Source organism: Campylobacter insulaenigrae NCTC 12927, from assembly GCF_000816185.1.
Classification (GTDB): Bacteria; Campylobacterota; Campylobacteria; order Campylobacterales; family Campylobacteraceae; genus Campylobacter_D; species Campylobacter_D insulaenigrae.
In genome coordinates this window covers 274,179-300,245 of the sequence record NZ_CP007770.1, presented here as the reverse complement: position 1 = coordinate 300,245, position 26,067 = coordinate 274,179, and the positions used below count along the sequence as shown (strand labels likewise).

26 protein-coding genes are annotated in these 26,067 nt (G+C 27.0%); 3 read left to right on the top strand and 23 right to left on the bottom strand.

Features of this window, described 5'->3' with window-relative positions; all coding sequences use genetic code 11:
* Positions 1–30: 30 nt before the first annotated feature.
* Positions 31–846, bottom strand: a complete 816-nt coding sequence (gene lgt / locus CINS_RS01635) for a prolipoprotein diacylglyceryl transferase (protein WP_039649293.1) — start codon at positions 844–846, stop codon at positions 31–33.
* A gap of 74 nt (positions 847–920) precedes the next feature.
* Between lgt and CINS_RS01630 the strand changes: the two genes are divergently transcribed.
* The gene (locus CINS_RS01630; protein WP_039649291.1) at positions 921–1,703 is read left to right on the top strand and encodes a hypothetical protein; all 783 of its coding nucleotides are present in this window, start codon (positions 921–923) and stop codon (positions 1,701–1,703) included.
* Here the strand turns inward: CINS_RS01630 and CINS_RS01625 are convergent.
* The 6 genes from CINS_RS01625 to CINS_RS01600 are packed head-to-tail and all read right to left on the bottom strand — an operon-like array spanning position 1,690 to position 5,884.
* Complete coding sequence (locus CINS_RS01625; RefSeq protein WP_039649289.1) at positions 1,690–2,229, bottom strand: hypothetical protein; 540 nt, start codon at positions 2,227–2,229, stop codon at positions 1,690–1,692. The two genes, CINS_RS01630 and CINS_RS01625, sit on opposite strands and share 14 nt — an antisense overlap.
* Complete coding sequence (locus CINS_RS01620) at positions 2,222–2,755, bottom strand: hypothetical protein (protein WP_039649287.1); 534 nt, start codon at positions 2,753–2,755, stop codon at positions 2,222–2,224. Before CINS_RS01620 ends, CINS_RS01625 begins: the two co-directional genes overlap by 8 nt.
* Positions 2,752–3,735: a hypothetical protein gene (locus tag CINS_RS01615; protein ID WP_039649285.1), complete on the bottom strand. Its 984-nt coding sequence runs from the start codon at positions 3,733–3,735 to the stop codon at positions 2,752–2,754. The genes CINS_RS01620 and CINS_RS01615 overlap by 4 nt, the downstream gene beginning before the upstream one ends.
* Positions 3,736–3,739: 4 nt before the next feature.
* On the bottom strand, positions 3,740–4,363 hold the full coding sequence (locus CINS_RS01610; RefSeq protein WP_039649284.1) for a lysophospholipid acyltransferase family protein: 624 nt from the start codon (positions 4,361–4,363) through the stop codon (positions 3,740–3,742).
* The gene (miaB, locus tag CINS_RS01605) at positions 4,347–5,645 is read right to left on the bottom strand and encodes a tRNA (N6-isopentenyl adenosine(37)-C2)-methylthiotransferase MiaB (RefSeq protein ID WP_039649282.1); all 1,299 of its coding nucleotides are present in this window, start codon (positions 5,643–5,645) and stop codon (positions 4,347–4,349) included. The genes CINS_RS01610 and miaB overlap by 17 nt, the downstream gene beginning before the upstream one ends.
* A complete protein-coding gene (locus CINS_RS01600; protein WP_039649280.1) occupies positions 5,642–5,884 on the bottom strand; it encodes an HP0268 family nuclease in 243 nt (80 codons plus the stop codon). The genes miaB and CINS_RS01600 overlap by 4 nt, the downstream gene beginning before the upstream one ends.
* Positions 5,885–6,006: 122 nt before the next feature.
* Between CINS_RS01600 and nusA the strand changes: the two genes are divergently transcribed.
* On the top strand, positions 6,007–7,098 hold the full coding sequence (gene nusA / locus CINS_RS01595; RefSeq protein WP_039649278.1) for a transcription termination factor NusA: 1,092 nt from the start codon (positions 6,007–6,009) through the stop codon (positions 7,096–7,098).
* On the opposite strand, the gene CINS_RS01590 is transcribed toward nusA, so the two are convergent.
* Genes CINS_RS01590 through CINS_RS01580 form a run of 3 tightly spaced genes read right to left on the bottom strand, consistent with a single transcriptional unit; the run spans position 7,095 to position 9,969 of the window.
* Complete coding sequence (locus CINS_RS01590; protein ID WP_039649275.1) at positions 7,095–7,448, bottom strand: hypothetical protein; 354 nt, start codon at positions 7,446–7,448, stop codon at positions 7,095–7,097. The two genes, nusA and CINS_RS01590, sit on opposite strands and share 4 nt — an antisense overlap.
* On the bottom strand, positions 7,445–8,818 hold the full coding sequence (locus tag CINS_RS01585) for a cytochrome P450 (RefSeq protein WP_039649273.1): 1,374 nt from the start codon (positions 8,816–8,818) through the stop codon (positions 7,445–7,447). Before CINS_RS01585 ends, CINS_RS01590 begins: the two co-directional genes overlap by 4 nt.
* Before the next feature lie 11 nt (positions 8,819–8,829).
* Positions 8,830–9,969, bottom strand: a complete 1,140-nt coding sequence (locus CINS_RS01580) for a hypothetical protein (RefSeq protein WP_039649270.1) — start codon at positions 9,967–9,969, stop codon at positions 8,830–8,832.
* A 162-nt stretch (positions 9,970–10,131) separates the two neighbouring features.
* Between CINS_RS01580 and CINS_RS07885 the strand changes: the two genes are divergently transcribed.
* The gene (locus tag CINS_RS07885) at positions 10,132–11,625 is read left to right on the top strand and encodes an SGNH/GDSL hydrolase family protein (protein WP_069107213.1); all 1,494 of its coding nucleotides are present in this window, start codon (positions 10,132–10,134) and stop codon (positions 11,623–11,625) included.
* A 4-nt stretch (positions 11,626–11,629) separates the two neighbouring features.
* Here the strand turns inward: CINS_RS07885 and kpsS are convergent, their stop codons facing one another.
* Genes kpsS through CINS_RS01510 form a run of 13 tightly spaced genes read right to left on the bottom strand, consistent with a single transcriptional unit; the run spans position 11,630 to position 25,981 of the window.
* Positions 11,630–12,796, bottom strand: coding sequence for a capsule polysaccharide modification protein KpsS (kpsS, locus tag CINS_RS01570; protein ID WP_039649268.1), 1,167 nt, complete (start codon positions 12,794–12,796; stop codon positions 11,630–11,632).
* Between the two features lie 15 nt (positions 12,797–12,811).
* Entirely contained in the window at positions 12,812–13,387 is a 576-nt protein-coding gene (locus CINS_RS01565) for a cytolethal distending toxin, subunit CdtC (RefSeq protein WP_039649266.1), read from the bottom strand.
* Between the two features lie 9 nt (positions 13,388–13,396).
* The gene (locus tag CINS_RS01560; RefSeq protein WP_039649265.1) at positions 13,397–14,209 is read right to left on the bottom strand and encodes a cytolethal distending toxin subunit B family protein; all 813 of its coding nucleotides are present in this window, start codon (positions 14,207–14,209) and stop codon (positions 13,397–13,399) included.
* The gene (locus tag CINS_RS01555) at positions 14,206–15,000 is read right to left on the bottom strand and encodes a cytolethal distending toxin, subunit CdtA (RefSeq protein WP_039649263.1); all 795 of its coding nucleotides are present in this window, start codon (positions 14,998–15,000) and stop codon (positions 14,206–14,208) included. The genes CINS_RS01560 and CINS_RS01555 overlap by 4 nt, the downstream gene beginning before the upstream one ends.
* 17 nt (positions 15,001–15,017) lie before the next feature.
* Complete coding sequence (locus CINS_RS01550) at positions 15,018–17,045, bottom strand: capsular polysaccharide export protein (protein ID WP_039649261.1); 2,028 nt, start codon at positions 17,043–17,045, stop codon at positions 15,018–15,020.
* A complete protein-coding gene (locus tag CINS_RS01545; protein ID WP_039649259.1) occupies positions 17,042–17,545 on the bottom strand; it encodes an adenylyl-sulfate kinase in 504 nt (167 codons plus the stop codon). The genes CINS_RS01550 and CINS_RS01545 overlap by 4 nt, the downstream gene beginning before the upstream one ends.
* Positions 17,542–18,846 (bottom strand): capsular polysaccharide biosynthesis protein, encoded by a 1,305-nt coding sequence (locus tag CINS_RS01540; RefSeq protein WP_039649258.1) that lies wholly within the window; start codon positions 18,844–18,846, stop codon positions 17,542–17,544. Before CINS_RS01540 ends, CINS_RS01545 begins: the two co-directional genes overlap by 4 nt.
* Complete coding sequence (locus CINS_RS01535; RefSeq protein WP_039649256.1) at positions 18,830–19,591, bottom strand: phosphoramidate cytidylyltransferase; 762 nt, start codon at positions 19,589–19,591, stop codon at positions 18,830–18,832. The genes CINS_RS01540 and CINS_RS01535 overlap by 17 nt, the downstream gene beginning before the upstream one ends.
* Positions 19,588–20,187, bottom strand: coding sequence for a gamma-glutamyl-CDP-amidate hydrolase (locus CINS_RS01530; protein WP_039649255.1), 600 nt, complete (start codon positions 20,185–20,187; stop codon positions 19,588–19,590). Before CINS_RS01530 ends, CINS_RS01535 begins: the two co-directional genes overlap by 4 nt.
* Positions 20,184–22,505: a PEP/pyruvate-binding domain-containing protein gene (locus CINS_RS01525; protein ID WP_039649252.1), complete on the bottom strand. Its 2,322-nt coding sequence runs from the start codon at positions 22,503–22,505 to the stop codon at positions 20,184–20,186. The genes CINS_RS01530 and CINS_RS01525 overlap by 4 nt, the downstream gene beginning before the upstream one ends.
* 9 nt (positions 22,506–22,514) lie before the next feature.
* Positions 22,515–23,291 carry a class I SAM-dependent methyltransferase gene (locus CINS_RS01520; RefSeq protein WP_039649249.1) on the bottom strand — a complete coding sequence of 259 codons (777 nt, stop codon included), beginning with the start codon at positions 23,289–23,291 and terminating at the stop codon, positions 22,515–22,517.
* Between the two features lie 51 nt (positions 23,292–23,342).
* Positions 23,343–24,110: a class I SAM-dependent methyltransferase gene (locus tag CINS_RS01515; RefSeq protein ID WP_039649248.1), complete on the bottom strand. Its 768-nt coding sequence runs from the start codon at positions 24,108–24,110 to the stop codon at positions 23,343–23,345.
* Between the two features lie 32 nt (positions 24,111–24,142).
* Positions 24,143–25,981 (bottom strand): putative glycosyltransferase, encoded by a 1,839-nt coding sequence (locus CINS_RS01510; RefSeq protein WP_039649246.1) that lies wholly within the window; start codon positions 25,979–25,981, stop codon positions 24,143–24,145.
* Positions 25,982–26,067 lie beyond the last annotated feature (86 nt).

The following is a 26,067-nucleotide window of genomic DNA, read 5'->3' as shown; positions in this document are numbered from 1 at the left end:
TAACTTTTATTCTTAAAGAAATAAAAAGAATTATAAATTTTTTTTAATATTTTTTAAATAAAAAGATAAAATAAATCCCAATAAAAACATAAAAATACTTAAAATTTGTCCCATGCTAAGTCCTAATATAATATATCCTATATCAAAATCAGGTTCCCTAAAAATTTCACATATAAACCTTGCTGCAGCATAAAGCATAGTGTAATATACTATTAGCTCTCCATCATATTTTTTAACTTTTCTTAAGAAATATAAAATAACAAAAATAATTATACCTTCTAAAAATGCTTCATATAGCTGAGAAGGATGGCGTAATATACCGTCTACATAAATACCCCAAGGAACTTGAGTAACCTTACCAAATAATTCTTGATTTAAAAAATTCCCGATACGACCAAATACATAACCTAATGGCACGCTAATAGCTACTAAATCAAGATATTTCCACATATTTTGTTTATATTTTTTACAAAATACAAAAGTTGCAATCAAAAATCCAACTACAGCACCATGATAACTCATTCCTCTAATGCCAATAAATTCTCCATTATAGAAAGGATTAAATATTTGCCAAGGATTTGTTAAATACCAAAGTGTATTTACATCATAAATTAAAATATAGCCCAATCTTGCACCCAAAATCACACCAATTTCAACCCATATAAAATAGCTATCTAACATAGCATTTGAAATATTTATTTTATCTTTTTTAACGAAGTATTTAGCAATTCCAAGTGAAATTAACAATGCTAAAACATACATAATACCATACCAATGAATTTTAAAACCAAAAAATTCTAATGCTACAACATCAAAATTTGCATAAATATTTTGCCAATATTCCATTATTTAACCTTTACAAAAGCGATAATATATCAAAAAATTGTTATAATCATAAAAACACATAAGGATGATTTATTATGAAAAAAATGCTCATTTGCATAAGTGCTATTTTATTTTTTGCAGCTTGTGCAAGTAATCAAAAAACATATCATATATCAATGCCTAATTTCAAGGCTCAAATTCAATCTTCTGATGCAAATATAAGCACTAATGAAAACGCAAAAGTTAAAATTTCAGAAGTTCAAATCATAAAAAATACTTTTTATAGCTCCTATTTTGAACAATCTACTTTAAATCAAAGAATAAATAAAAGTTTAGAACTCTTAAAAAATCAGCTTATTAAAGATGCAAAAAATATTTTGCAAAATAAAGGCTATAAGATAGTAGAAGCAAATGCTAATTACACTTTTGACATAACAATTAATGCAAATTTATATGAAGATAAAGTAACAAAAAATTCAAGTTTTAGTGGTGATAACATAGAATCTTCTTTTATGTTTGTACTAGAAGCTCAAAATACTCTTGCAGATCTTGATGGAAATACCACTTCACTTACTAGTTCAAGTAAATTAGACGATGCAATAATCATCAACTATCCTATCAAATCACAAGCTAGTTTTGATACTTTTAGACAAGTTTATAGTGCAGTTCCAACACAAATTAATGAAAGTATGTCAAATAGCGTTTTGGAAATTGACAATTTATTTATCAAATTTTATAAAGAATTAATCTTGAGTCTACAAAATTCTTTACCACAAAACGAAAAAACAACACACAAAGAAGAAAATTTAGAAGAAATTCAAAAACCACAAGAAGAATCAAATCCTTATCAAAACAATGAAGTAATTATTTTTCAATAGCCTTAGCAAAAAATACATTAACTTTAAAATTTAAGTTAATGTATTTTTGGTTGGCACTAAAAGATACCGGAGTATTAATTTCCACTAAATTTTGATATTTTTGTAAATCGTTTAAAAAAGAATAAAAAGCCTGTGGAGATTTAATTTTTACTTGCACATCAAATTGGTATTTTAAATATATTTTATCTTGCTTTATGGGAATTGATTTTATTTTAATATCATCAAAATAATTTTGCATAAACTTTACAAAATCATCTTGAGAAAAATCACTATTTATTTGCATCAATCTTATTTTATTTGTCTTTTTAAAATTTTCAATTGTTTCTTCTAAATTTTTTAATTCATTTATAGCTTTTGTATTTTGAATTTCTTGCTTAGCTAGCCTTGAATAATTTATTTTATAATCTTTTAAAAAAGGTATAATCAAAAACAAGATTAAAACTACACAAATAACAACAAAAGTAAAAGAATAAATTAATATTTTTAATATATCTACTTCTTCAAGACTTCTATCTTTTTTATTCATTATTTTCCCCAGCTGATGTATTAACACTTACAAATCTATACCAACCATTTTTTAAAGGATAATAAGTAGTTTTAGAACTATCAAAAACACTTCTTAACGGAGCTTCTAAAAGCAATGAAAACATTTCTTGAGTTGGAGTGATACCTCTTAAAATCAACGAATTCTTTTCCAAAACCACTTCATCTAAAGAAATATCTTTAGGTACTAAACTAAATAAATTTTGGACACTTTTTAAAAGTGCTAAATTTTTTCCATTATTATTCTCATCACCAAATATATTTAAAGCTTGATTATTTTGTTTTTGTAGTTCTTGTAATTTTAATTGATTTTGTTCTATTTGAATTTGAATTTGAGATAATTCTTCTTGTTTATTACTAAGTTGTATATAAGCGTAAGAATTTTTAAAAATAATTATAACAAATGTAATCAAAATCAAAGAAACACTAATTATTGTAAAATAAATCCAAATTCTAGTAAATAAATTAAATATAGGTTTTGGCTTAGGTTCTATTAAACTATATTTCATAATTTTAAATCCTTCACCACAAGTTCATTCATAATATCAAGTGTATCAATCAATTCAATATCTGGTCTAATAAAAAGCTCATTTTCTAGATAATCTAAAGACGTATTATTAAAATCTTCTTCATCAAAAATTACAATTTTTTCTAAAAAACTATTGTTATATAAAGGATTATTATAAAATTCTTTCACTCCATTTATAATAAATTCTATCATTTTCATATCAACACTAAAATTTGCTAAATTCTCTAAAGAATATTCCTCTTGTATATTTTTTAAAGTATCTAACTCTTCAGCATCTTGAGTCATTTCATCTAAACTTTTAAGCTCATATTTTTCTTCATCGTTATCTATTTCATCTTCATTCTTATCTAATTGAAATTCTTGATCGAAATCAAATTCATCATCTTGCTTGTTGATATCTTCAAAAATCTCTTCCTCATTACAACTAGCAATATCAAAATAACTTCCAAAATATATTTCTTTATTTTTACAAATCAACATTGCCACAAAATCATGATATCTATATACATAAAGACTTACTTTATCATCAAAACCTTTTTTTTCTACACAATGGTAAAGTAGAAAAAATGGAGAATACAATAAATCAAGTCCTCCAAATTCTTCATAATTTTTTTGATAAAGTTCTAAATGAATATTTGCAGCATATGTCAAAGCATTATTAAGTGGTAAACATTTAACCGCATTGGAATCCACTCCGTATTTTAAAAGCTCTTTATAACTAGAATTTGGAACAACACCTTGAGCAATAGAAGTAAAGAAAGTAATAATATAATATATTTGAAAATCTTTACTTAAATCTTTTACATATTCTATTGCTCTATCTTTATCTTCAAATGTTTTTTCAAAAGTATCTATAGCTTTAGATTGTTTCCAAGTATGACATCGAATCGTGTATTGCTTTTTATCATAACAAATACACACTAAAAGCTGTAAAATGTATTTTCTGAAAAAAGATAACATAACTTTAGCCCTTATCTATTTGACTTATAATATCAAATTTTTCTTTTATCAATACTTTAGCTTCTTCTAAATTTAAATTTTCGATTTTAATTTCTTCGCTTAATCGATAAGTAATTTTAGAAAATGGCTTAGGCAAAATCATTTTATCCCAACTTTTAAATTCCCAATAGGAGCTAGCTTCATAATTTAATAAAAACAATGAAACACGTTTTTTTAATGCTATCATCACTGAACCATCTGAAATACTATGAAAAGGTCCCCTAGGACCATCTGGAGTAATGATGATATCACCACCTTGATCTAAGATTCTAAAAGATTTTTTAAGTACAGTCAATGCACCCTTACTTGTACTTCCTCTTAAAGTATTTAAACCAAAAAATGAAATATTCCTAGCAATAATTTCACCATCTTTATGATGAGAAATCATAACATAGGCTTTTTTACCCTTAATACCCATTTTTAAATAAGCAAAAGGCATCAAAGCAAGCCTACCATGCCAAAATAATATCACACAAGGATTTTTTGACAAGTTCTTGCCTAAATATACTTTTTTACATGTTAAAAAAATTAACCATTGTAATAAGAAAATTCCAAAGGCAATGCAATTAATCTTAAATGATTTCACCATACAACACCATACGCTTAGGATTGGTGATTTTTACTTTTTGTGTTTGACCTAATAATTCTTCACTTCCTTTAACTTGAATTAAAAAATTATTATCACTTCTTCCTGCTATATTTCCATCACTTCGCAATTCTTCAAATAAAACTTCAAAATTTTTACCTTGTTGTTTAGCAACGATTTCATCTAAAATTTCTGTATGCCTAGACTGTAAAATACTCAAACGTTTTGATGCTACATCGTCAGGAATTTGATTTGGCATAGTCGCAGCTTTGGTTAGTGGTCTTTTAGAATACTTAAAAGAAAATATTTGTTCAAAACACACTTTTTCAAGCACGTCCATCGTAGCTTCAAAATCCTCATCACTCTCACCAGGAAAAGCTACAATGATATCTGTAGAAATGCTTACATTTGTACATAAAGAACGAAGTTTTAAAGCTCTATCTAAGTACCATTCTTTAGTATAACCTCTTTTCATAGCTTTTAAAATTTCGCTCGAACCACTTTGTAATGGCATATGCATTGATTTACATATCTTAGGATTTCTAGAAAAAATTTCTAAAAATTTATCATCCATATGTAAAGGATGTGGACTCGTAAAGCGTATGCGCTCTAAACCATCTATTTCACTCAATTCTTCTAAAAGATCAGAAAAATCGATTTTTTTATGTGCATTGGAAAATCTCTTACCATAATTATTTACATTTTGCCCAAGTAAAAATATTTCTTTAGCACCATTTGACACTGCTTTTAAAGCTTCTTTTTTTATAATCTCAAAAGGTATAGAAATTTCATCACCTCTAGTATGTGGCACTATACAATAAGTACAATGTTTATCACAACCTATGGAAATATTAATATATGTTTTATAAAGACTATTTCTAAAATCTGCAAAAGCATAATTACTCTCATCAAAATCTATATCATTTCCTAAAAATTTTGGTGTATTTACCGCTTGAGTTATTTTAGAAACATTTCTAGCACCTAAAACAAAATCTACATTTGGAGCACGTTTGAAAATTTCATTTCCTAAATGGGAGGCAGTACAGCCACAAACACCTATTTTTGCTCCATTTTTTTTAATCTTTTCAAAACTTCCAACTTCTGAAAAAAGTTTATGTACAGGTTTTTCGCGCACTGAACAAGTATTGATTAAAATTAAATCTGCTTCTTTGGCATCTTGAGTTAGCTCATAATTTTCTTTTTCTTTAAGTTCAGCTATCATATGTTCTGAATCCCTAACATTCATAGCACAACCTAAAGTTTGTATAAATAATTTCTTACTCAAAGAATATGTACCTCATACATATAATCAGCTTCATCTAAACCATATCTAATAGTTCTATGATAAACACATTTTCCTTTTTTTTCAAAATGCTCTACCAAGGCAATAAGTTGCTTGTGCGCGTTATCTTTATCAAAATAAAAAAATTTTTGACCTTCTTTTTCTATAGCCTTTTCAATATTTTCTATGCTTATACTTTTTGGCTTTTCATCAATAGAGGTTCTTGCTATTTTTAAATCCATATCATCATCCTCAAAACGTTTTTAATCTGAAATTATAACAAATTTTACTTTTAATTAAACTTATTAAAGATATAATTTAATTCTCACATATAATAAAATCAAGATAAGGTAGTATTGTTCTCATGGAAAAAATTACAGACATAATAGAATCCATAGCTAATGAAAAAAATTTACAAATTGAAGACGTTCGACAAAGAGTAAAAAAGGCATTAATAAACACTGCTAAAAAAATTTATGGTGATAAATATGAATTTTTCGTAGATTCTGGAAAAAATTTGCAACTTTATCAAAAAATAGTTGTAGTTGCTGATAATGATGAAAGATTAGAAAATGAAAATGAACATTTTATTGCTTTAAGTAAAGCAAAAACTGAAGCAAAAGATGTAGAAGTTGGAGATGAACTCACTTATGAATGCTCATTAGAAAATTTAGGACACACGGCTGTAAATATTTTACATAAAGAATTAGAATACAATATACAAAAACTTTTAGAAGAAAAAATTTACGAAAAATATCAAAAAATGGTAGGACATATGGTTTTTGGTAGTGTTGTAAGAGTGGATAATGAAGATAATACTTACATAGAAATCGAAGAATTTCGTGCTTGTTTGCCTAGAAAAAATCGTATTAAGGGTGAGAAATTTAAAGTCGGTGATGTAGTAAAAGCAGTAATTAGACATGTTTATATCGATAGAAGTGGTATGAGAATGGAGCTTAGTAGAACAAGCCCTAAATTTTTAGAAGCTTTATTAAAAGCAGAAGTTCCAGAAATCAAAGATGGACTTATAAATATTTATGCAAGTGCTAGAATTCCAGGTGAACGTGCTAAAATCATATTACAAGCAAATACTCCTAATGTCGATGCAGTAGGAGCAACAGTAGGTATAAAGGGTGCTAGAATTAATGCTGTAAGCAAAGAATTAAAAAATGAAAACATTGATTGTATAGAATATTCATCTGAAACTGCTATTTTAATTACTAGAAGTTTAGCTCCAGCTATTATAAATTCAGTACAACTTGAAGATAAACAAGCTATTGTAAGCATAAATAGTGAACAAAAAAGTAAAGCTATAGGTAAAAGTGGTATAAATATACGCTTGGCTACAATGCTACTTGGTTATGAAATAAAGCTAAACGAAATCACCACTGAAGATAAAAATATCAATCAAGAAGAAGCATTTAAAAATCTTAAAGCTTTATTTGGAGAAAATTAAAGTTGCTTGCCGACAGTTTGCTCGGTAAGCTTTCGCTCTAAGATTAAATCTACAACAGGTTGCTCTCGTTTGTTGGCTTTTTGACAATGATCCTTATCAAAAAAATCAGTAATTTTAACTACTATTTTGGCCCATTTTTTATCACGCTCTCTCCAAGCATGCGATGATAAAGACTCCCAAGCATAGCCATTAAACAAAGTAGCATTTACAAAATGATCTAATGCTCTCACGCCCTGTCTAACTCTAGCCGTACTACCAAAAGTTCCCACTATAACTATAAAAATATAACTAATTACCGCTAAAGGTACAATAGCACAAAGTAAGATAGTTCCTGCTAATTTCTCTTTCATTTTTTCCTTTTGATAAATTTAATTCTCATACCATTTGCCGACCTTATAGTAAGTCTTCCAACAATATCTGGTATAAAATTTTCTTCTAATTCTAACTTATAAGTCCTTAAAATATTTGCTAAAATTAAAATTGCTTCTTGCATAGCAAAACCTTGCCCAATACAAACACGTTCTCCCATACCAAAAGGCATATAAGTATCTTTTTTAATTTTACCTTTATCTTCATATCTAGTTGGATCAAATTCATGTGGATTTTCCCAAAAATTATCATGTCTATGAATAAGCCACGGGGCCACAACAACACCTGAACCTTCTTGAATTAACTTATCACGCATTTTACTTTCATGTCTTGCTTCTCTGGCAAAAAAACCAACAGGAGGATATAGTCTTAAACTCTCTTTAAAAACATTAGTTAAGTATTTCATTTCTTTTATATGCTCTATTTTAAAATCATTAAAATTTGCTACTTGAATAATCTCTTCATAAGCTTTTTGTTGTTCATTTTGACTAATACTTAGAATATAAAGCGTCCAAGTAAGTGAACTTGCCGTAGTTTCATGTCCTGCTAAAAAAAGCATAGCAACTTGATCTAAAATTTCATTAAAACTAAATCGTTCATTAGTATCTTCATCTACCACCATCAATAAAGAAGATAAAATATCTTTATATTTTCCTTGATCAGCTAAAGCATTGTCATATCTTGGTTTGATAATATCTGATAAAACTTTTCTAATAGTCGATCCAGCCTTTAATCTTTTCTTTTCTCCTAAAAAATTTGAAAGCCAATTTGGAAAACGAAACATTTTTCTCATAGCAGTTTTGATCGTTTCTTCTTGGACAGTCACAAAAGCATCTAATACAATTTTTCCTTTTTGCTCATCTAATTTTGAAGACATAATAGTTCTAAAAATTACGTCTGCAGTAACAAAGGTCATAGCTTCATCAACTTCTATAATTTTTCCATCATCGCATTTTGCAAATCGAATCATCATGTCATTGGCCGCTTGACTCATTAAATCAAAAACTTTAGAAATTCTAGTCATTTCAAAAGAAGGTCTTAAAAGCTCTCTTTGTTTTTCCCACACCCTATCATTAGTTGTAAAAATGCTTACACCCAAAAGTGGTTCAAGTAATTCATGCAAAAGTTGACTTTTTGGATATTCTCTAACTTCATCTACCATAATACGTCTAACTTCTTTTGGATCATTTACAACATAAAGATCAAATCCAGGCATCTTAACTCTACCCATCATCATTTTATAACTTCTCTCATACAATCCATCAAGCCAGGATCTTCTTTTAAATAAAAAAGTAGCTAAAGTAGAAGCTTTATTTTTATAAGGTTTTGGATAAAAAGGACATTGACCCATTATATTCTCCTTTAATTTATTCTTTCTTCAAGCATGTTTTGGCCCACAATAAAATCAAAAAAATTATATTTTTCTTGAATTTGAGTAGCAAATAAATATAAAAAATGTGCCTTATATTTATCTCTTTTGATTTTTGCATAATCTTGTTTTTTATATAAGGTATGAAATTTAGCTGAAAGATATTTTGGTCCAAAATTAGCTTTTACTCCGCTTGTGCGTATAAAATCAACTTGAGAAAAACAGGCTCCATCTATAATAGAGGTAAAATCATACCAAAAAAGTTTTTTTGTTCCTAAATATTCTAAATTTTTTCTAAAATCGTGAGATTTTTTTTGATAACTCACTAAAGGAATGCATTCACCTAGGGTTAAAATTTTTAAATTATCAAAAGCAATATTTTCCTTTTCACATTTTTCAAGTACTTGAGTTAAAACATTGATACAAAGAATTGTTCCTACACTGTGTGCACAAAGAATTAATTCGTAATTTTCATCATCTGCATGTCTTTTTAAACAATCAAAAACACGTTCGCTAAAATACTTTATTCTTTGTTCTAATTCACCTTGTTTGTTTTTTTCCCAATTAGCACAAAAAGAACAAATTCTAGCTATCCAAAAAACTGCAAGTTTTTTTCCTAATTTATAAAAAATTTTTGGAAAAATCAGCAAACATAACACAAAAGCTAAAATTCCAAAAATAAAATGAATTTTTTCTTCAAAATAATACAAACTTCCAAAAGCACAAAATAAAGTAAAAATACCGCTTAATAAAACATAAAAAAAAGGATAATATCCTGTAATAAGTTGATTAAAAGACTCTTTTCCAAATTTTATAAAAAGTCCCGTGATAGTATAAATTTTAAAAAAACTATAAAAATCATACAGAGCATCTTTTATATTTTCTGACCAATTTTTTTTAACAATGTCATTCCAAGCTAAAAAAGTATATTTAATATCTGTAGTTTTTGTCTTTATATGCCAACAAGGATACAACTTTTCTTTTGCTTCACTTTTAGATATTTGCAAATCATAATTTGAAACTTCACTTTGTAAAATTAAGTTTTTTTTAAACATAGTATAATAATGTCTGTATCCTCTAGGATCATAACCGGCTATATAAAAAACTTCTCTTTGTTTGCATTCTTTTTTCATAATCATCCAAAATTAAAATCAACTCAAAAATATAGCTAAAGTTATTATCTTTGTCAAATCATTACATAATAAGCTTTAAACAGAGTTTTTTACTCTTAAAATATTTATTAAAAAACATTTATTAAAATAACAAGTTAATAAATTAATTATAGAAAGACTTTGATGGATGTAGTTTTACTAGGTGGGAGTAATAGTGTTGTCAAAAATGGCCTTAGAGTAGGCCTCGAACAAAAGAACATTACCTTACATAATTTTTCCTTAGGACTTAGTAGCTCTTTACAAAACTTATACGAATTAATCCGTCAAGAAAAAATTATATCTAAAGCAGATTTTATTATTAGCGAATCTAATATTAATGATTATTTAAGTCCTATTGATTTAAATATCATTATTAGAAATATTGATTATTTTTATGAACAATTATATAAAACACAAAAAACCACTATTGTGCTGATACTACCTATACCCGCTCAAAACGATAAATCTAAAATTATTAATGAAACTCATAGAAAAAATTGTGCTTATTATGGATTTAATTTAATTGATGTAGATTCTTATTTTTTAAAAAACAATCTATATGATTTTGATCAAAATTACAAATTCCATCCTATGCCCTTAGCTATGCAAGAACTTGGAAAAAATATTATTGAAAATTTATATTTTTTTAAAAAATCTAGGGAAAAAATACCTTGCTCTAAAAGAAAATTTTTTATATACATTCCATCAGGATTAGCTCAATATGAACATAAAAATTCATTTTTTTGTGAAAAAGTAATAAAACTCACCAAAGATGGATTTATTTTTCCAAAAGATTATATAAAATATCAAATTCTAGGTATACACACTTGGACAAAAAATCACCTCACAACCCAAGCTATCTCTACTATAAGCATAGAAAATGCTCATTTTAAATTAAATAAAAATTTTAATATTTTAAATAGTTTTCAAGATATTCAAGATAATAATGCATTTATCGATCATCAAACTTTATTTTATGTTAATACCACAAATACAAAACATAGTGAAGAAAGTTCTGGAGTCAGTGTTAATTCTAACACGATCAAGCTTGATTATATTGATTTAATAGGAATTTTGCTTGTTAAAGATGATGAATTTAAAAAAATAGAACACACTTCTTTACCCATAAAAACTAACGATTTTCTAATTCCTCCTATTGTTTTTTATAAAAATTTAATTTTAGAATATCAAGAATTAACAAAACTTGATACACAATCATTCTTACAAAAACAAAACCATGATCTTATGTGTTTTTTAGAATATAAAAAATTAAAAAATGAATTTGAAAACTTCACATGCCAACATACTCCACTTTATGGAGCAAATTTAAGAATCAAAGCAAGATTAAGCTATAAATTAGGAGAGGTGATTATTAGAAATAGTAAAAGTTTTATAGGATATTTTAAAATACCTTTTGAACTAGCAAAAACTAAAAAAGCACACGTAGTAGAAGATAAAAATCTTCCTCCTTTAAAAGCTTATGCAGATTACAAACAAGCTCAAATTGCAAAAACTCATCTTCCATATCTTCTAGGAAATGCACTCATGCAAGCTTCCAAAAGTCCTCTTAAAATCGCTTATATAACATTACCTTTTAAACTTAAAAAAATTGCAAAAAACTATAAAAAGCGAATATAATAACTTATGTTTTAAAAAAATTTCCATTAATTTGAGTTTTATAAATAACATAATTTCTAAATTTAGTATGCAATCTAGCATCAGGTTTATAACATCTACATTCTTTCCAAAAAGTATGTAGACTCTTTTGATAAGTCAAACCATCTATGTCATAAAAGGCTTTACCCATAACTTTCAAAGGACATTGATGATAAAGTGCAGAAAGTCCTACAGTACTATTAATCACAATAGTTCCTCTAGCACTACTTAAAAGAGTTGGTAGATGCAAATCATGTACATATAAAATTCGACCCTCTACATTATACTTAACACTTAATTGTTCTATCAATTCTGTATAATCTTTATAACCTCTATCCATAGGATGATGTTTAAAAACGAGATAAGATTTAGCTTTTGCATGATTTGCAAAAGAAATAATCAATTCCTCTATAAATTTTTCAGTACTTTTTTTATAATGATGAGAGAGTTGAGTATCATTAAAAACTTGTAAAATTGCCAAAAAATACTTTTGCTTTAAACTAACAATTTTTGCGTTAACTTTTTTTTCTGAAATTTTATACTTTTTCTTTCTATATAAAGATACAAACCAAGGAATAAAGTCAAAAAATTTCAAAGATCTATGATGCAAAGAATTATTAAAATACCATGCCAACAAAGCAGAAAAAAACCAATATAAAAAAGCATAAAATGCCATATTTTTAAATGAACTTGAAAAATTTTTAATTTTAATTTCATGATTAAATTTATTACGAGTTAAATAAAATTCTTTATCTCTTGGTAAGGTAGAATTTGCATTTACGCCATCTTTTTCAAAGGTTATAAAATTTGGTCTTATATAACCTTCTTCAAAAATCCATACTTCTACACCCATAGCTTTAGCTACTTTTATAGCTAATTCGTGAATTTTTCGGCAATCATTATACATAATAATGACGTCAATTTTTTTTTCTTTTAATATACCCTCATAAAAATCTTGTAACTTATCAAAACAACCTCTATAATTTATGCTTTTAAAAGGATAAAATGCAAAATCTCCTCCATTAAAATTTACTTTATAGATATTAGCATCGGGAATTTTTTTAGAAATTTTATAAAAAAAATCTCCAACAGGTCCTTGAAGCAATAAAATATTTTTTTTAGAAAATTCTTTAAGTTTTTTTTCTAAATTCATATTTTTTTAATTTCTTTATTGAAATTCACCCAAAGGAGTTGCTTCAACTAAAGCAGGTGATAAAAACATCAATTCACTAACATCTGCAAATAACGCAGTATCAAGTATGCAAGGTCTAATACCAAAACGTTTTTCAATTGGGACATTAGGATTAAAAAAAGTTTGGATACATTCACCGCCACCTTGCACCAAAGATCTAATTTGCACAGCGGAAGTAGTAGTTGGCATAATAGAAAAAACTGTTTCTAATTTTCCTGATTGCAAATCTCCACTACAAGGCTTACCAACAAAAAAACCACTTTCATCTATAGCCAAGCAAACATCTTTATCTAAAGGATTAACAAATTGAACATAACCAAATGGTAATCTTTCAGCATATAAATCTCTTGCCTTTAACTCAGGTGAAAGAATAATCTCTCTTAAAAGCCAATTTTGATCTAATAAATCTTTACTTACTTCCCTAAAAGGACTTAAAGTTATACCTGTTTCTAAGGATCTTATCGCAAAAGGAGGACTAAAATCAGATAAATCACCAGGATCAACCGCTTGTAAATTTATAAATATTGCTAATAACAATAATATTTTTTTCATTTTAAACCCCTAAAATCTTCTAAAATTAACTGGAAAATGATCAGATGCTAAAAAAGTTCTAAGGCCTGCAACAGCCAAAACAGCCGAAAGCAAAGGAGGTGTATAAGCTGCTGTGCGAGTTGAAGTACCTGTCAAGGCATAATCTATCACTCTTCTACCAGTTACCTGGGTAAAACTAGGAGGAGCTACTACTCTTAAGCGATTTCTCAAAGATGCATCTAAGTCTCTCATTAATAAATCAGGCTCTCTATTAAAATCACCCATAATTATATAATTAATCCCAGCTCTAGTTGCAAGAAAATTATCAACGGCTGTAACGGCTGCAGCCGCATCAGCTCCTCCACTTGCTAAAGCATGAACTGAAAAAAATGCATCGTTTCCGATACGAATTCCTATTACAGGACGAGCAGAAGCAACACTTGGATGTGGTATTACTATGACCTCATCTGCTCTTGTTCTGCTTACTATAGCCATATTAACACGATTTGCACCAACATCAATTCTAGAATAATAAATAAAAACACTCTGTGGTCTTGATAAAGTCCCTAAATTCCATTCATATTCATGAATTGGAATTCCCACTCCAACTGGTTGAACCTGTCTTCCAGTATCTCTTGCGCTACTTGGCAATACTCCGGCTTCTTGTACTGCTAAAACATCTAAAGCATTATCTCCTGTCATCAATTGTCTAATGCTAACATTCCACTTACTTTCAGTAGCTGCTGAAGAACCTTGTAAATTCCAAGTGCCTAAATTATAGCTTTCTAAATTAGCAAATAGAAATGTCATATTTATCACTAAAAATAAGATTATCTTTTTCATGGCTTTTCCCTATAAACTGGTCTTGCACTAAAAGGTGGTGGAGCAGCAAACCATTGTTGATCTAAATTTTTATTCCCTGGTTTAGCACACTCACCTAATAAAATTGGAAAAACTTTAAAAAAATCTCCCATAGGATTTCCAATTGTTGTTTTTAAGCAAGTCTTTGTTTGTAAATTTTGAAATTGAAAAGATTGATTTGACATAGGTATCATTTTCCAAAATTGAGCCTGATTAGACTGATCGCAAGGATAATGCACCACTCCATTTCTATATGCATTTAAGCAAGTATGAGTTTTTGCATTCTTTATCATAACAAAATCAAGTGGAAATTCTATCATCTGCCATACTCTTGCATCACCAAAACTTTTACTATTAATCAAAGTATATCCCCAAATCCAATTTCCAGGAGCTAAAGCCCATACAGTTAAAACAGGACCAGCGCTAGACATTATACTCATATAATCACTTACAAATCCTCTGTTTGCAAAAACTGATACTTCATTAAATTCTCCACTAGATTGCAACATTGGTCTTGGTTTATTGGTAAAATCTTTATTATTACTCTCTCTAAGCAAAGGAGGATTTAAAGGTGTTAATGGAACCAAATTTGATCCATCAATCAAGCTTGGAGTTTCTTGCTTTTCTGGTATGGTTGGATTTGATCCTAATTTTAACGGATCAATATCATCAATAGATCCAAATGATCTTCCAAGTGGATTAAAATCAGAATTTTTAGAAAAACACGCACTAAAAATCAACGCAATTAATAAAAATAAGATACTTTTTTGCATAAAAATCCTTGAAAAACTTATTTTGTTATAACACATTCAACTAATCTACGTATTTTTCTTAGTAAAAAAATACGTAGATCAACTAATATTTTAATATAAAATTTATAAAAATAATCTCTTTGCATTTTTAGCATTATATCCAAAGCAAGCTCAACTTCACATAAATTTTTTGTTTTTGGATGAATATATCTTGGATAAAGTATTAAAGCCCCAGCAACTAATTCTTCAATAGCTAATATTCTTGTTCTTCTGCTACAAGATTGCAAATCATTACTCAAACCCCATCCAGCATAAAAAGGCATACCATAAGTAAAAACCTTTTTTCCTCGTAAAAGTGCATCGAATCCACTTGTTGATGTAATAGTATGAATTTCATCACAAGCTTGTATAGCACTATCTATACTTATATTTTCTATTATTTCATCACAATATTGCAAAATAATATTTTTATCTTTTAAGCCCTTGCGATTTCCACTCAATACATCAGGGTGAGGTTTAAAAACTATCAGAGCTTTGGGATTTTTTTCTCTTACCTTTTGCAAAAGCTTTAAAGTATCAAAGCCACACCCACCTAAAATCATAGAAGCATCATCTTCCACTTGTGCAGGAATGAGAATAATTTTTTTATTAGTGTCAAATTGCACTTTTGTATGTTTTAAACCATTGTATTTAGAAAATTTATTTTTCGTTATGGTAATGATAAGATTTTTGGCTCTTTGTTTTAATTTTTCATCAAATTCATAATTTTGCAAAATATATTCTAAATCACTTTGTTCTTTTGGATTTACATATAAACCTTTGCTATCAACTATTAAAGAAAAAGGCCTGGTAAGATCAGATCCTAAAGAAATTGAACGCAAAAAGCCATCTTCTACTAAGAAAATTTCATTTTTAAAGTCTTTAGTTAGCAAAGCCTTATCATACTTTTTACCCCAAATGAAAATTTTATCTTGTGGATTTAATTTTATTTTATAAAGCTGTTTTTTTGAATGTAAAAAGGTAATTTTATTATTTTTAGCTTGAAAAAATGGCTTTATGAACCATCTTTTCCACAAAGTAAATCCTAAAAAATATAAATTATAAGAATTATTTTGTTCAATTTTTTTATATTTTGCTAAAGTGGTAATGACATCAAAAATATCACTTCTTTGATTTAAATAAGGATTAAAATACTCACTATAAAGTATATAAGTGGCATAAAAAATTTCTTCTAAACTTCTTTTTTTAACTCTTCTTTGACATATTAATTTATCTTGTGTCAAGCCCCATCCAGCATAAAAAGGCATACCATAACATACGCACTCACATCCTACCACTAAAGCTTCAAATCCCATACCAGAAGTTTTAGTATAGACTTTTTTAAAATAATTTAAAAGCTCAATGGGATTATAATTTTCTTCTAAAATCACACACTTATTTGGTAAATCTTGCACACTAAAATCACTTTGTTTTTTACCACTTAAGACATCAGGATGAATTTTAATATATATTTTAGCATTTGGATTATCCTTAATGGCATCGTTTATAATATCTTGGGTTAAAAATTTATCAGCTAAACCGAATTTAAGCGAAGCATCATTGGATACTTGAGTGATAATTAAAACCCGTTCTTCACAAGGATTAAATAAATTTTGTGGTATGGAAATATTATTATTATATTTACTTAATTTTTCTTTTTTTATAAGCTCTATAGCTTTTTTTGATTGTTCTAATTCTTTAAAATTAAATTCGTAATTATTTAAAATATTTTCAAGTTTTGAAGACATAGTTGCATCATAATAAATACCCACATCATCTTTTACTAAGGAAAAACTAGGACTATTATCTAATCCCAAATTTAAAGAACGCAAAAAGCCATCTTCCAAAAGCAAAAATTTACTATCATATTTTTTTGCTAACTCTAAAGCTTTAAATCCAGATTTTTTACGACCCCAGCCTATAAAAACACTATTTTTATTAGCGCCTTTTAAGAAACTAAATAATGAAATAGAATAAAAATTTTTAACATTATCAATAAGTTTTTTTGAAGTGGTATAAAAATTCACAAGATTTGCTTCATTATCATATCAATTTTATAAGCTAAATCATTTTGTATAGAATTATCTATGACATAGTCTGATTTTGGCTCATCAAATGGCATATCTACACCAACCACATCAGATATTTCTTTATTTAAAGCTTTTGTATAAAGCCCTTTTTGATCTCTTTTGATTAATTCTTGCATCTCGCATTTTACATAAATTTCAAAGTAGTTTTTAAAATTTTTTCTATTGTATTCATAAATTTCATTAAACATTGAAATAGTTGTTACAACAACTATCATCTCTTGGTCATTTAAAAATTTTGCAAATTGAGATCTTTTTAATGCCATATCAATACGGCTTTTCTTATCATACCCATAATGTCCAAGTAAATCTCTTAACTCATCTCCATCAAGGTAAATTATATTTTTATGTTTTTGCTTTAATCTTTCATACAGAGCTTTTCCTATTGTACTCTTTCCGCTACCTGCAAGCCCTGTTAACCATATAATAGGATATTTCATGTATTTTCCTTACATATTTTTTCAAATTCTTGATAATGTCTCCAAGAAGCTACTATATCTGGACGATACTGCTTGATATGAATTAATTCCTTATCAAGAATACTTTTAAGTTTTATCCTAGCCGCAAAATTATCTTTTAAATAAGCTAAAACTTCGGATTCTTTCATCATAGTATCTTCAGTATAATCAACTATATATTTTACATCATCTAAAAAATAAGATAAATAATTTTTGATTCTATCATAATTTTTATGTTTTAAAAAAAGATCTAGTTTTTCTTTTTCTATATAAATTCCAATATCATTTTTTAAATCATTTTGACTAATTTTATCAAATATATTAATATCATCTCCACCCATACCAAATCTAGTAATATTTAATTTAATATTTTCATCTACATGAAAATTTAAAGGTAATAAATATCTCATATAACCTCTAAATTCTTTTCTTTGAAAAAAATCTTTATCATCGTTATGGGGGGGGGTAAAATCAAATTTTTGTGCTAAATATGTAAAGGTATTAAAAATATTATCTGAAGAAAGCTCACTCATATCTAAATAGTGTATTTTGTCCTTATTTATTTTATCTAATAAATAATGGTTTATAAAAGTGTCATTTAATAAATTTTCAAAATCATCTTTCATATGAGTTTTTTGTGGTGTAAGAAATTTAATATAACAATTATAATCACAATTTAAATCAAAATCTTGTGGATAATTTCTTTGAACCTTGCTCCAATCTCTTCCGTAATTGTGCTTAAGCAAAGATATTGGATCTCTAGTTTGAATTAAAATTGGTGTATTTTGATCTATTAAAGATAAATACTTATCTATTTGTACCACATTAATTTCTGATATATTTATTGCTGATTGACAATATGTAATCAAAGACTTAAAATTTAAGCTATACCTATAATCAGATCTAGGAGGTAAAACCCAAGAAACAGGACAATAAATATTACATGATTGATTTAATAAAGTCAAAAAAGCAGCTGCACCAACACCATGAGGAGATATATAAATAAATTTTGCAGTTTTTAATGGAATATTTAAATTCCATGCAAGCATAGCACAATAATCACTTGCTTCAATATCTATATACTCAGGATTTAATAAAGGAGGGTAAGGATTATCTTCATATTTTTTAAATTCATCACAATTTAACCAAGTTATGATATCAGTAATATTTTGTAAAATAAATTGTTGAGCTCTTTCATCAGTACTATCTTTCAAGGCTCGTAGCAGCAAATTAGCTTTTTTGCTATCTAAATGATTTTTTAAAAACTCAAATAAATTTTGCATTATATTTTAAATCATCTATGGAATCTATTTCCATCCATTGTCCTTGAAATTTAAGTGCCTGTGCGTTATTATATTTATCTATTAAAAGTTGTAAAAAACTAGTCATATACATATTATTAAAATCTTTGCCATCATATAAAATATTTCTATCTAAATCATTATATACTTTCATAACTTCTTGTAAAAAAGTATAAGAAAATTTAAATAAACCCATGTATTGAGCATGAATTTGATCATAACTACAAGTTTTCTTGCCAAGTTCTATTACTAAATCATTTTTTATTATCAAACTTTCAGCATCATCTAATGGATTAGTAAATCTTTTATCCCAAAGTTCTTTCCAATTTTCATCTACTAAAATGGAAAAATCACTTTGAGAATTTTGTAGTTTTAAAACAGCATCTTTAAAATATACTATGTCTGCGTAAGAAATTAATAAATCTTGTTTTTGCTCTATACATCTTTGCAAAAAATCTTTAGCGCAAAACAAACTATAAACCATATTTGTTTTGTCATAATTTTTATTCTCATAAAAAAACTTGATATCATATTTGTTTTTTATATAATTTTTTAAAGTATCAAACAAATATCCACCAACAATACCAATTTCATTTACATCATTTAAAGCTTGTAATTCATAATCTATAATTTTTTGATCTTTATATTCTACCATACATTTTGGACTATTTTGTGTAAGTGGCATAAGCCTTGAACCAAGTCCAGCTGCTAAAATTAACGTATTCATTTTATTTCCTTTAACCAATTATGAAAAACACTTTTTTCATTTAAACCATACTCTCTTTCTATATGCCACATGGTTGCATAAATTTTAAATTGTTTATGCTTAAAAGCTTCTATAGTTTTATCTTCTGCAAAGGCTAAACTTTCAAGATCATTACCAAGTTTATTTATACAAAAATTATGGAAAGAATTTACATGAATTTTTTTATCATTTAAATAAATCGCATGTTCTCGTATATGTTCTTTTTTTGTGACAAAAGTAGAATTAAAAAAAGATGCTATCATTTGTGCACCTCTACAAATTCCAAGCAAAGGAATGTTTTCTCTAATACAAATCTTTATAATTTCTGTCTCATAATCATCTCTTTTTTTAGACAAATCATTTTTGTTCAAAAAATATAAATCATTGCCACCACTTAATATAACTGCACTCACTAAAGACTGATATTTTTCAAATTCAAGCTCATAAGATAAAGGTATAGGTAAAAAATCTTGTAAATTTTCTTTAAAAAATTTTCCCCAATCTAATGCTAAACATTCTCTTTCTTCATAATAACTCTCATTTGAAATCAATCTCTGACTTATAGCAATAAATTTCATAGACAAATTATTTGCTCACTTTGACATTCTATTCTTAATCTATCAGCTTGTAAATATTTTTTAAAATTTTCTTCTCCAACACCTATAACTGCTGGCATTGATAATTCTGAAGCACGTATTGCCATATGCGAATTTGCACCCCCATAACAAGTTATAAAACCTGCTATATTTTTAGAAAATAAATAATCATATCCAGGATCTGCTGCATAAATTAATATTATTTTTCCTTCTAAATCTTTATCATTTTCTAAAGCTATTTTAGCATTCACACTTTTTTGTGTTATGAAATTTGGATTTACACCAAAACTAAAAAATCCAAAAAATTGTTCATCACTTGTAAGTAAGGCAGGAAGTTTTAATGCTAAAGTAAGTTCATATTCTTTTTTATTTTCTTCTATTTGACCTAAAAATTGTTTTCTAGGATCTTTAGAATATAAAGTCGAATAAAGATTTAATATACTTTGTATATCTAAATGCGCCATATCTTCTTTTTCTATTTTGTAATACTGGCCAAGCTCTCCTATTAAACTAAGCGCATGCGACAATAACTTGCTAAATTCAAACTTAACAAATTCTCTACCTTCTATTGCAGTTTTTAAAAACATCAAAAAATCATTTGCATTGATAGCTATTCCATGCTCCTTAAGCAAAATATTTAAGCTTTTTATTTTGTCATCGCTTAATTTAAATTCTTTATGATTTACTTTTTGACCTTGTTTTTTAATATCAAAATAAAAATCAAAATTTTCATCATATCTTGGTGATAAAATATTGTAAGTTCCTGCTCTTAAGTGTCCAAATTTTTTCAAAAACTCTTTTTTATTTTCTTCATTTAAATTTTGTATATCTTCGCTAAGAGTTTTACTTACAGTATGTAATGAAGCTAAAAATTCATTTTTTTCTTCTCTAGTAAAAAAATTTATTGCTACTAAAGAATTTAACATAGTCATGGCTATAAATCCAGCTCTTGCTACTCCAGCAAAGGGTAAAGTTCCATATCTTTTACATTCTTCAATTAACCAATATATCTTATCTATAAGTGAAAAATCTGAATTAATGATTTGATAATAATTTTGTCTTAGTTTTTCTACTTTTTTAATATCTTTTATATATAATCCATTTTTACGATTAATTACATTGTTTGTTAAATTTAAAAGTGAAAATTCTATACGCTTAAGCTCATTTTCATTAAAACCATGAGCCAATAGATCCTTTAATCTTTTACCTAAATCAAAATCATAACAAGAAAAAACTATATCAAATTCCACTTTATCATGCAAATTATGATTTTGATCTAATTTATCTAAATAATAATCTAGCAATTTAGTAGCTAAATTCTCATCCAAATCTTTTGGTATAAAAGAATTAAAAGAAAGTCTAACATCAACATAAGGCATACCTAAAAAAGAATGAATTAAAGGATGGGATCTTAAGTCTTTATAACCATAATTATCTCTTTGATAAGCCCATATGCTATCAGTTATAATCTCTTTATATAAACTAAAAGCCAGTCTTTTTGGTCTAAGTCCTATAATCTCAGCAGGATTCCAATCAGGCATTACACCAAATATACCCTTTTTTCCAGATACTCTTAATCTTGCTTCTTGCAAAGAATGAAATCTTTTTTGTAGTCTTAAAAGTGCTTCTTTAGGCAAAGCATTAAATAAATTTAACTTTCCTTGCATAATCAAAGGTCTAACTTGCAATAAATATAAATCATTATTATCATCAAACGCAAATTCTATGTCTAAAAAATTGCAATCAAAAATATTTTCTAATTCTTTGATTAAAGCTATAACTCTTTTAATATCGTTATCTTTTATATTTTCATCATCTCTATAATGAAAATAACTCTTTGCACTCTTTGCACTTCCATCTGTAATGGAATTGCTAGAACCATTTTCATCGTATTGTAAACAAAAATAAGGAGCAAAATTATCTTTATCAACGCTAAAGGCTACACCACATTTTTTGATATTTTTAAGCATAGTTTGGATGAGTATTTCATCATCCTTACTAGGCATAGAAGAACCTACTTTTTTAATTGCATCCAATAATTCATCTTTTTGATTTGCAATATTTGCAAGACTTAAAAAAGCACCAGCATTTGAACACTTAAAGCTATCTTCGCTCTTTGAAGAACTACGAACTATTAATTTATCACTATTTAAAAGTGCAATTTTATTTAAAATATTTTCTTCATCGCTTGAAATTTCATTTAAAGAACAAACTACCGCTTTTAATACTTTCGCATTTTTTAAAACATTCTCAAGATTGATTAAATTTCTAGCTTTAGTGTCAAATACTAATTTATTCATTTTTCCTCTTTATTTTACCTTCTTAGCACTCCAAGCTCTTGTAGTGTATTTAATACCAAATTCAGATGGTAAATTTTGTTTTAATTTGTTAGTAATTTTTTCAAACAACTCATTGCCTTCTTTGGTTTCTAAATCCCAATAAGGATTCTTAACACTCTGCCAAGCATTGATATAATTTTCTATACTTTGATGAAAATAAAAATCTTCTTCTAAATAGATAATATTATCAAAAAGATCTTTGTGTGCTTCAATTATAGGTCTTTGGTCTTCACGTCTAGTACCGCGTGTATAACTAGGAACAAATTCCATTATTATATTCTCAGCTTCTTTTTGAATAGGATCATTTAAATCTCTATGGTTCCACATACAAGTAAAATAACAATCTTGTTTTAACAATCTATAACTTTCTTTTAAAGCCATAGTTCTATCCATAACATTAAAACTAGATCCAAAACTAACCCAATCAAATTCACCATCTTTCAAAGTCGAATCAATTCCAGTAGCTCTTACCCACTCTATATCTAAATCTTTTGTGCGTTCTTTTCCAATTTCTCTCATAGCATCATTTGGCTCAACAGCAACTACCTCACAACCACGCTCAGCTAACATTATACTTAAATTTCCAGTTCCAGCACCTATATCTGCAACTTTTACCTTAGATTTTCCACTACTTTTTTTTGCAAGCTCTATTAGCATATCTATACTACGCGGTGCATAATTTGGTCTATAAGAATAAAATTTTGCATGCTTTGTATAATCCCACACTTGTTCTACGATTTTTTCCATATTATTTTCCTTTAGCTTAAAAGCCACAAGCAAAAAGCTAAAGGATAATTTTTAAGCCTTACGCACTGTCCATGCACGAATTTTGTAAGGAATTTTTATAACATCCATGGAAGAAATTTTATTCTCTATCATTTTTAAAATTTCTTCCCATCTAGCTTTACCGGCTTGTGCTTGAATATCATTTACAGAATGCCAAGCCCCAAGATATCTTTGCTTATCCATAAGCTCATAATAATCACATTCCATAAAAAAACAATCTTTAAAATCTCCTGTCGAAACAAGAATTTCATCCCAATTTTTAACATTTTGAGTACCACTACTCACACGAGCAAGCTCTGGTACAATATGCTTAATTTCTTCTTCGATTTCATAAAACACAGAGCCTTCAACTATATGGCGTGGATTCCATATTGCAGTGAAATACCCCCCCCCATGAAGGACTCTTGCAAATTCGGGTAAAGATTTATTAGGATCAGTCCAGTGAAAAGAACTAGCCATAATCAACCAATCAGCATAATCACTTTCTATATTCGTAATCTCACCACTACCTTTATGCCAAGTAATGTTTTTAGAATCTTGAGTAAATTTTATACCCTCTTCACGCATATTATCATTTGGTTCAACAGCATCTATAAGAAGGTTAAATTCATCTGCTAATATCTTAGTAAGCTTTCCAGTCCCAGCACCTACTTCCACAACATTCATTTGTTCTTTATTTTTATCATTGACACATTTAATAAGCTTTTGTATCAACATAGTGCTATATGCTGGCCTATTGTGATAGTGTTTTGCTACTTCGCTAAAATCACCTTGTTTCATAAAATCTCCTTGAAATTAATTTTAATATTATATTAATTATTACTTATATTTTCTTTTAAAGAATCTTTTTTTCCATCCAGCTCCTCACACATTTTTTCAAATTCTTGATAGTATTTCCAAGATGCTACTATATCTGGACGATGTTGTTTGATATTTTGTAATTCATATTGCATCATTTCTTGTAATTTTATCCTTCTTTCTTTATCTTCTCTATATACTTTCAAATAATCTTCTGGCTTAACTCTAATTTTTTTATGATGCTCTATCGTATCTTTTAATTGTATGTCAAATTTTTTAAAAAATAATTTTAAATATTCAATTTGACATTCTTCTATTATATTTTTATAATATTTTTTTTCAATCAATATGCGATATAATTTCTCTCCTGATTCTGAGAATATTATACTACAAATATCCTTGTATAAATTTGAATCAAATTCCTCATCAAAACTAATCAATAATATTTTAATTCTAGAATTATCAATTAATAAATCTAAAGTTAAGCATAAAGGAAAAAATACCAAAAGATCTCCAATAATATTTCTATCATAATTAAAATCATTTTTATAAGATAAATTACAAATATTGCATATTTTTTTAATAGTATCTTTTGTATTTCGTCCTATAATATCTTTCATATCTATATAATACACATTTAATATATTATTAAATGCCTGCAAAATAGAGTATTCCATGATACAAGTTCTAAAACCCATATTTTTATGCATTATGGGCCATGATAAAAAATTTTCTAAAGATAATTCCAAAGGTTTATTTTTGCCACTCGAAAAATAATAGAAACGATCAAATACTTTATTTAAATCATCCTGAATATTAAACTCATAAATAGCACTCTTACTTTTTGTACGATGGTTAACATAGCAAGTAAAAATTTCAAAATAATCTCTTACTTGAAAAATAAAATTTACTTTTTTCTGAATCAATTTACAAAATTTTTCGAAGTCATAAAAATTATAGTCTTTAATCCTTATTGTTTTTTTTTCATTAGAATTTTCCAATAGCAGTGTTAATGCGTATTTATAACGCTGTATTCCTGTCTCATAATTAAAAAAATTATCCGGAATTTTAACTGGCAAAAAAACCTTTAATGCTTCAGTGCCTGTTCCATGACCTCCCAACCACACAAATTCATAATTATCCGGTAAAGGTAAATTCATCTCCCATGCAAGTTCAGCAGGGATATTATGATAATTTATTTGTTCATTTTCATCATTAAGTTTTTTAGGATCTAATAATGATGGATAAGGATGATTTTCTTTTTTATATTTTTGATAAAAATCATCTGATAATAACCATTCTTTTATTAATTCAAAATTATTTAAAAAATAATCAAAATTATGAAAGATATTATCTATAATAGCTTGATAATCTTTGTGAGTATGTAAGACTTCTTTGATTTTTTCAAAATTGTTTATAAATTTATCTTTATTATTTGCTATTACTTCATACACGCAAGATGAGATAATATTAAATTCTTTCAAGATAGAATTTATATTTTTATAATCTTTTTTAGCTTTTTTTATATCTTTAAATAAAGTAAAATATCCACCTTTAAATTTATTTTTATCAGCATTAATTAAAACAATCCCTAGCATATAAGAAAGATGAAATTTATATTTTATACTTTCATTATAATCACAACAAGTTTCTAATCTTGGATAAGTAAGTTGAGGAAATAATTTTATAGTTTGTTTATATATTTTTTGTTCTTTAGTGTATTCTTTTTTTATTTTATATAATTTATATATTAAGCTTAAATACCCCCCCCCATTAGCTCTATGTTCTATCATAGTAGAACCTAAGCGATAAGCTAGTTGGTTTTTAATTCTTAATATTGCTGAATTTTGCATTTATTTTTAGCCTTTTTAGTAAATTAAAGAGAGGATTATACCCCCCCCCATTTAAATTAGTCTGAATTTATTATTTATGATAAAAA